This window comes from Dietzia natronolimnaea, from assembly GCF_002289575.1.
In the GTDB taxonomy this organism is placed as follows: domain Bacteria; phylum Actinomycetota; class Actinomycetes; order Mycobacteriales; family Mycobacteriaceae; genus Dietzia; species Dietzia natronolimnaea_A.
Map to the genome: position 1 here is coordinate 130,975 of NZ_NTGA01000017.1, position 7,282 is coordinate 138,256.

Consider the following 7,282-nt stretch of genomic DNA (forward strand, 5'->3'; position numbering starts at 1 on the left):
ATTACCCTGGACCGGAGTGTTAGCCGCGTCTCAGGAATCAGGAGCGTCAATGCCCGAGTTCGTCTATGAGGACCTCCTCCCGGTCGGTGCGGACACCACCGAGTACCGCCTCCTGACCACCGAGGGCGTGTCCACGGTCGAGGGCCCGGACGGCACGACGTTCCTGCGCGTGGACCCCGAGGCGATCCGGTTGCTCACCGAGACGGCGATGCACGACATCTCGCACTACCTGCGCCCGGACCACCTCGCCCAGGTCGCCAAGATCCTCGACGACCCCGAGGCCAGTGACAACGACAAGTTCGTCGCTCTGGATCTGCTCAAGAACGCCAACATCGCCGCCGGCGGGGTGCTGCCGATGTGCCAGGACACGGGCACCGCGATCGTCAAGGGCGAGCGCGGTCAGCACGTGTTGACCCCGGGCCCGGATGAGCAGGCGGTCGCTCGCGGTGTGTACGACGCGTTCACCCGCCTGAACCTGCGATACTCGCAGAACGCCCCCCTGACCATGTGGGACGAGAAGAACACCGGGAGCAACCTCCCGGCCCAGATCGAGATCGGCGCGGACACCACTCCCGGCCACGAGAACAGCTACAAGTTCCTGTTCATGGCCAAGGGCGGCGGATCGGCCAACAAGTCCTTCCTGTACCAGGAGACCAAGGCGATCCTCAATCCCGAGCGGATGATGCAGTTCATCGAGGAGAAGATCCGCTCCATCGGCACCGCGGCCTGCCCGCCCTACCACCTGGCCATCGTGGTGGGCGGGACCTCGGCCGAGTTCGCGGTCAAGACCGCCAAGCTCGCCTCGGCCCACTACCTCGACGAACTCCCCCGTGAGGGCGCCATGTCGGGCCGCGGGTTCCGCGACGTGGAGCTGGAGGAGAAGGTCTTCGAACTGACCCAGCAGATCGGGATCGGAGCGCAGTTCGGCGGCAAGTACTTCTGCCACGACGTGCGCGTTGTGCGGCTCCCCCGCCACGGGGCGTCGCTCCCCGTCGCGATCGCCGTGTCCTGCAGCGCCGATCGTCAGGCCAAGGCCAAGATCACGCCGGAGGGCGTGTTCCTCGAGAAGCTCGAGTTCGACCCCGGCCGGTTCCTGCCCGCGACCACCGACGCGGAGCTCGACGCCGCGACCCACGGCGTGTCCGGTACCGGCAAGGGTGCCGCGGTGAAGATCGATCTCAACAAGCCCATGCCCGAGATCCTGGCCGAGCTGAGCAAGCACCCGGTCAAGACGCGGTTGTCTCTCACCGGTCCCCTGGTCGTCGCCCGCGACATCGCCCACTCCAAGATCAAGGAGCGGCTCGACGCCGGCGAGGAGATGCCCCAGTACCTCAAGGACCACCCAGTCTACTACGCGGGCCCCGCCAAGACCCCGGAGGGCATGCCGTCCGGGTCGTTCGGTCCCACCACCGCCGGCCGTATGGACTCGTACGTCGAGCAGTTCCAGGCGGCGGGCGGATCAATGGTCATGCTGGCCAAGGGGAACCGGTCGAAGCAGGTTACCGATGCCTGCGCGACCCACGGCGGGTTCTACCTCGGTTCGATCGGCGGCCCCGCGGCGCGGCTGGCGCAGGACTGCATCAAGCACGTCGAGGTGATCGAGTACGAGGAGCTCGGCATGGAGGCGGTGTGGAAGATCGACGTGGAGGACTTCCCCGCGTTCATCGTGGTCGACGACAAGGGCGAGGACTTCTTCGCCCACACCGGCGAGGTCACGCTGACGATCGGTAAGCGCCCCGGGCTCTGACCGGCAACGAAGCATAGCCCGCTGTAGCCATCGATAGCGTTCCGTAGCGGGTTTCTGTGCCCTCCCCGTGCCCTCGCTCGAACATCAGAGCGGGGGCACGCCGCCTGTCGGAGCGCCCCGCTACGATCCCGCTATGGACCTGTTCTGGACGCCCGGCTGGCGGGACTTCCTCACATTGTTGGTGGCTCCGGTCGCCACTCTGGTGGGCGTGTGGTTGGCGCAGCGGTACAGCGCGAATAACACGCTGTTTCAGATTGATGCTGCAGACCAGCGGTTCCGACTAGAGCTCGCAGAGCGACACCAAACGAATGCGCGTGAAGCCCTAGCTACCGTTCTGTCGCTCCAACCCAAAATGGCGAATGTAGCGTTAGAGTCTCTCGCCGCCCATGCACGCCTGCACGCGGTACGCGAACTGAACATTAGCGAGGAGCCCGCCTTTTCGGACGAATTCCTAGACGCGCTTAACCACGTCACTGGAGTGTCTCATGAAGTAGAGGTTGCGATCACTCGCGCGGAACTACTCGTCCGAGATGAGCTAATCGACACGCGGTTGGAGCGACTGCGAGAAGCGATTTCTGGGGTGACTGAGAGTTCAGGACGGATACCTGAGCAAGGCACTAATCAAGTGATGATTCACCAACAGGCGTCAGCCGAAGTAGACGAGGCGTTCGTCGCACTTAAGCAAGCCTCCCGCGAGGTCTGTAGCTTGCCGCTCAGTGACGAGAGCGCCCCACCTCCTGACCGTTGAGCGGAGGTAGGGCGCAGTAGTCGGAGCCGCCCGCTACGATCCATCCATGGATTGGCTATTCGGACACCACTGGACCGACGGCTGGGGGGCAATGTTGACTGCTCTCGTTGGCATCGTCGGCGTAGTCGGTGCGGTGACCAGCACCGTCGTAACCCAGCGCATACAGGCGACCAACACCACGAAACAGATTGACGCGGCCGACAAACGCTGGATGCGGGAGGCGTCCGAACGCAAGGCTGAGAAACTTCGGGAGGCATTGGCAGAGTTGCTGGCGCCCGCTTCCCAGTTCGTCGCTGACGCGTCCGAGACGATATATCAGGTAGAAGAGGCTGCGAGTCTCCAGGGAGCTGGCCGCGCACAAGCCCAGAATCGGTCGAAGAAGCTGTTGGATAAAGCATGCAGTACCGGGCGACAAGCGTTCAGCGCCTCACTGAGAGTTCGTCTGCTCAATTCGAACCAAGAGGTGAGGGAGCACTTGGATCTGTTGGAGAAGTCAGTCGGGGGGATCATGGAGAGACTCAACAACACCGACGACGCGCCACCCGAGTTCGATGCGCTGCACGACGCCGTAGACAAGTACGTAACCGACCTTGGTTGGTTCATGGAATTAGTGGAGGGGCTGCATGCCAATCTGGATCCCGGGCCTACAACGAGGATTCTTCCGGATGCGTCCCGCGAGACGACAGATCAAGCGGACAACGGGATCGCGGCAGATGGTTTGCCCGATGAGACCGTCTGAATAGGTGAGCGCCCCACCTTTTAGCCGCTTTCGTGGAGATGGGGCGCTGCTGTTCGGGTGGGTCAGTCGGCGGTTTGGCTCTCGCTCACCGCTTGGAGTTTGCCCACACCGAGTCCGAGCCGGCCCTCGACGCGGAGCCGGATCAGGTTGGACTCGAATGCGCTCTGACTCTGCCCGTTCCACTCGGCCATGACGCCTCGGCAGTCGGTGAACAGGGAGACCTCGGTCAGGTCCGCCACGATGGCCGTGCCGGGCTCCCGGGTGTTCGAGTCCACGACCTGAATCCCGAACAGCTTCCGGGCGGCGCGGTCGATGGCGCGGGTCCGCGCCGCGGCGACCTCGTCAGGCTCCCCGGGCAGCTCTCTCCAGAGCCGCCACGTCGAGTCTGACCATGTCCATCATCACGGTGAAGGCCCGTGCGGCGGCGGCCTGGTCCCCCGACCGCCACAGTTCGTACAGCGAGTGTGGTGCGACCTGCCACCGCACGCCGAAGCGGTCGATGAGCCACCCGCACTGCATCTCTCGTCCGCCTCCGGCGAGGAGGCCGTCCCAGTAGTGGTCGATCTCGGCCTGGTCGGAGCACCTGATCTCCAGCGAGATCGCGTCGGTGAACTCGACCCCCGGGCCGCCGTTGAGCGCGAGGAATGCCCGTCCGTCGAGCTCGAACTCCACGGTCAGGACCTCGCCGGCCTTCGGTCCCGGGGTGTCGATGGGCGTCTCGTCGACCGCGATGACGCGCGAGTTCGGGAAGACCGAGCAGTAGAACTCCGCAGCCTCCTCCGCCTGGCCGTCCAACCACAGGCACGTGACGAATGTCGTCATCTCGATCCCTTCTCCAGCCCGCGCGGGCGTGGCCTGGATCCAGTGTCCACCCGCCGCGCGCCTCGCGGAACACCCTGGCGCGTCGCGATCCGGCAACGAAAACCGCCTCGACCCGCCCGCGACTAAGATCTGCGTGCATGAACATGATCACGCGCGCCCTCGCCACAGTCGCTGTCGCCGGCGCCGCCACCGCCGGACTCTCCGCCTGCGGGTCGGACGATCAACAGGATCAGACCGGGCCGGCGGGGGCGTCACCGACCACGTCCGCGGTACTGACCACGACGCCCTCCGCCCCTGTTCCCGGGCCCGCCGAGTCCATGATCGACATCCCCGCGCCGGTGGCGGACCGCTGGCGCGACCTCGGCGGTGAGACCGGCGAGCTGGGCCGGGCGACCGGCCCCGCCTCAGATGTAGAGGGAGGTTCGATCACGGACTTCGAACGCGGGGCGGTCGTCCTCACCCCGACGGGGCGCGCCTTCGTGGTGCAGGGTGAGATTCTCGCCGCGTACCTCGAGGAAGGCGGGCCTGGCAGCGAGTTGGGCTTCCCCACCGCGGACGAGGCCACCACCGATGGCGGATGGATCTCCACCTTCGAGGGCGGGGTCATCACCTACATCGACGGGGTCACCGAGGTGCAGTTCGACTAGCGGTCGGCGTCGGCCGCACCGGGCGTAGGGTGGCCCTCACGCCCGACCCCCGAGGTGGTGCCCAACATGCCGGTGACGACGACCACGGCGTCCCGACTGCTGACCGCTGCCCGTCGCCGGGCCGGGCTGATGGTGCGCTCCCGGATCGCCGGGGATGACGCCGCCGAGCAACGGCAACGGATCTGGCACTCCGAGGGCGATCGCTGGAACTCTCCCGGGGACGCGATCTACGCGGTGCACGGCGACGCCTCCATGTTCGCCGCCGGACTGACGGCTCTGCTGCTGCAGTCGCTGCACCCGTTGGCCATGGCAGGGGTGGCGGACCACAGTGACTACCGCGGGGACCCCTGGGGCAGGCTCCAGCGCACGTCCCAGTTCATCGCCACGACGACGTTCGGGACGATCTCCGACGCGACCGACCTCATCCGGGCGATCAACGGCATGCACCGGTCCGTGGTCGGCGTCGACCATCGCGGTCGTCCCTATGACGCCCGCGACCCACACCTCCTGAGGTGGGTCCACGTGGCCGAGATCTGGAGCTTCCTCGAGTGCCATCGCCTGTACGGTCGCGCCCCTCTCACGCCGGGGCGGCAGGACGAGTACGTGCGGCAGGCGTCACGTACCGGGATCATGCTTGGGGCGAGGAGCGTCCCGACGACCGTCGCTGAACTCGCCGCAGCACTCGAGGAGTACCGGCCCGAGCTCGAGGCGTCCCCGGCCGCGCTCGACGCCCGGCACTTCCTGCTGGACGAGCCGCCCGTGGGATGGACCGCGAGACCCGCCTACGCGATGCTCCGTGAGGGCGCGGTCGCGGCGCTACCTGCCTGGGCACGCGGGTCGCTCGGCCTGCCAGACGGCCCCTTCGGCTCCCGGAATGCGGCCCTGCTCCTCGGACGGGCCGGAGTGTCGACACTCAGGTGGGTCCTGGACGCCGTGGAGGGCTGATTCGGGGCTACCCTGTGACGATCCGACCCGCCCGGGGTTCGGCTAGTCCCGTCGGCGGGGACTTCTCCCGCCCGCCCCAGTGAGGTGATCATGGCCGGTGGTCTCGCCGCCCTGCTCGACGACGTCGCCGTCCTGGCCCGGATGGCCGCGGCCAGCACCGACGACATCGCGGCCGCCTCCGGACGCGCCAGCATCAAGGCCGCCGGAGTGGTGGTCGATGACACCGCGGTGACGCCGCAGTACGTCCGCGACGTGGAGCCGTCACGGGAACTGCCCATCATCCGTCGGATCGCCACGGGCTCGTTGGGCAACAAGGCGATCATCATCGTCTTCGCCCTCATCCTCAGCCAGTTCGTACCGTGGATCCTCACCCCGTTGCTCATGCTGGGCGGTGCGTACCTCTGCTACGAGGGCGCCGAGAAGGTGTGGGAGCGGATCTCAGGACACCGCGAGGAGGCCACGCCGGTCGTGGAGAAGGGCCCGGACGCGGAGAAGCGGATGGTCCGTGGCGCGGTGACCACCGACTTCATCCTCAGCGCCGAGATCATGATGATCGCGCTCAACGAGGTGGCCGATGAGCCCTTCTGGATCCGCGCGGCGATCCTGGTCGTGGTGGGGGTACTCATCACCGCGCTCGTCTACGGGGTGGTCGCGGTGATCGTCAAGATGGACGACATCGGGCTGCATCTCGCCGGCAAGCCGTCCCCCGGTACCCAGCGGTTCGGCAACGGCCTGGTCAAGGCGATGCCGACGGTCCTCGAGGTGATCTCGTTCGTCGGGATGCTCGCGATGCTGTGGGTCGGCGGACACATACTGCTGGTGGGAATGGACGAGCTCGGGGCGACCGCTCCCTACCATCTGGTCCACCTCCTGGAGGAGCCCGCCGCCGCGGTCGCGGGAGTCGGGGGCGTTCTCGGATGGCTGGTCAACACCCTCTGCTCGCTGGTGTTCGGGCTGGTCGTCGGTGCCGTGGTGGTGGCCGTCGCCCACGTGGTCCCCCGACGGCGGGGAGAGCCTGAGTCCGGCTCCGCACCCGCCGAGGGGTCCGGGACCGGGGGCGCGGAGCTCTGATGCTCCTCACCGTGGGGCACGGTCGGCTGGCCGGGGACGACCTCGGCGCGTTGCTCACCGGCGCCGGGATCGAACTCCTGGTGGACATCCGCCGGTTCCCCGGAAGCCGGGCCAACCCCGCCGCCGCGACGGGGGCGGTCCGGGAGCTCACCAGGGCCGTCGGAATCGACTACCGCTGGGAAGAGCACCTCGGGGGCCGCCGCACCCTCACGGCTGAGCAGCGCCGCGACTCACCGGACACCTGTTGGCGCGTGGAAGCGTTTCGCGCCTACTCCGAGTGGACCCGCACCCCAGAGTTCTGTGACGCGCTGGGGCGGGTCGTCGAGGACGCCCGGGCCCGTCGCACAGTGGTCATGTGTTCGGAATCCGTGTGGTGGCGTTGCCATCGCAGGATCGTGGCCGATGTGACCACCACGGTCCACGGAGTGGCCGTTGGACACCTCATGCACACCGGCACGATCACCGGGCACAGTCCGAGCGAGGGAATCCGGCTCGGCGACCACGGTCAACCGGTGTGGGACGCCGGCGTCGCCTAGGGTGTGTCTCCCAATCGGCGTAGCCAG

9 protein-coding genes are annotated in these 7,282 nt (G+C 67.2%); 7 read left to right on the forward strand and 2 right to left on the reverse strand.

Annotation, left to right across the window (positions count from 1 at the left end; translation table 11 throughout):
* The first annotated feature begins 49 nt into the window (after positions 1-49).
* From CEY15_RS10270 to CEY15_RS10275, 3 genes are all read left to right on the forward strand, one after another.
* The gene (locus CEY15_RS10270) at positions 50-1,747 is read left to right on the forward strand and encodes a fumarate hydratase (RefSeq protein ID WP_095718358.1); all 1,698 of its coding nucleotides are present in this window, start codon (positions 50-52) and stop codon (positions 1,745-1,747) included.
* A 133-nt stretch (positions 1,748-1,880) separates the two neighbouring features.
* The gene (locus CEY15_RS18150; protein WP_141244245.1) at positions 1,881-2,495 is read left to right on the forward strand and encodes a hypothetical protein; all 615 of its coding nucleotides are present in this window, start codon (positions 1,881-1,883) and stop codon (positions 2,493-2,495) included.
* Between the two features lie 46 nt (positions 2,496-2,541).
* Complete coding sequence (locus tag CEY15_RS10275) at positions 2,542-3,234, forward strand: hypothetical protein (RefSeq protein WP_141244246.1); 693 nt, start codon at positions 2,542-2,544, stop codon at positions 3,232-3,234.
* A 62-nt stretch (positions 3,235-3,296) separates the two neighbouring features.
* On the opposite strand, the gene CEY15_RS10280 is transcribed toward CEY15_RS10275, so the two are convergent.
* Positions 3,297-3,509 carry a hypothetical protein gene (locus CEY15_RS10280; protein ID WP_095718360.1) on the reverse strand — a complete coding sequence of 71 codons (213 nt, stop codon included), beginning with the start codon at positions 3,507-3,509 and terminating at the stop codon, positions 3,297-3,299.
* Between the two features lie 67 nt (positions 3,510-3,576).
* Entirely contained in the window at positions 3,577-4,056 is a 480-nt protein-coding gene (locus CEY15_RS10285) for a VOC family protein (RefSeq protein ID WP_017837144.1), read from the reverse strand.
* A 137-nt stretch (positions 4,057-4,193) separates the two neighbouring features.
* Between CEY15_RS10285 and CEY15_RS10290 the strand changes: the two genes are divergently transcribed.
* From CEY15_RS10290 to CEY15_RS10305, 4 genes are all read left to right on the forward strand, one after another.
* Entirely contained in the window at positions 4,194-4,703 is a 510-nt protein-coding gene (locus CEY15_RS10290) for an LGFP repeat-containing protein (protein WP_017837145.1), read from the forward strand.
* A gap of 66 nt (positions 4,704-4,769) precedes the next feature.
* Positions 4,770-5,648 carry an oxygenase MpaB family protein gene (locus tag CEY15_RS10295; protein WP_017837146.1) on the forward strand — a complete coding sequence of 293 codons (879 nt, stop codon included), beginning with the start codon at positions 4,770-4,772 and terminating at the stop codon, positions 5,646-5,648.
* 90 nt (positions 5,649-5,738) lie between these two features.
* Positions 5,739-6,719: a DUF808 domain-containing protein gene (locus tag CEY15_RS10300; protein ID WP_095718373.1), complete on the forward strand. Its 981-nt coding sequence runs from the start codon at positions 5,739-5,741 to the stop codon at positions 6,717-6,719.
* Positions 6,719-7,255 (forward strand): DUF488 family protein, encoded by a 537-nt coding sequence (locus CEY15_RS10305; RefSeq protein ID WP_095718361.1) that lies wholly within the window; start codon positions 6,719-6,721, stop codon positions 7,253-7,255. The genes CEY15_RS10300 and CEY15_RS10305 overlap by 1 nt, the downstream gene beginning before the upstream one ends.
* Positions 7,256-7,282 lie beyond the last annotated feature (27 nt).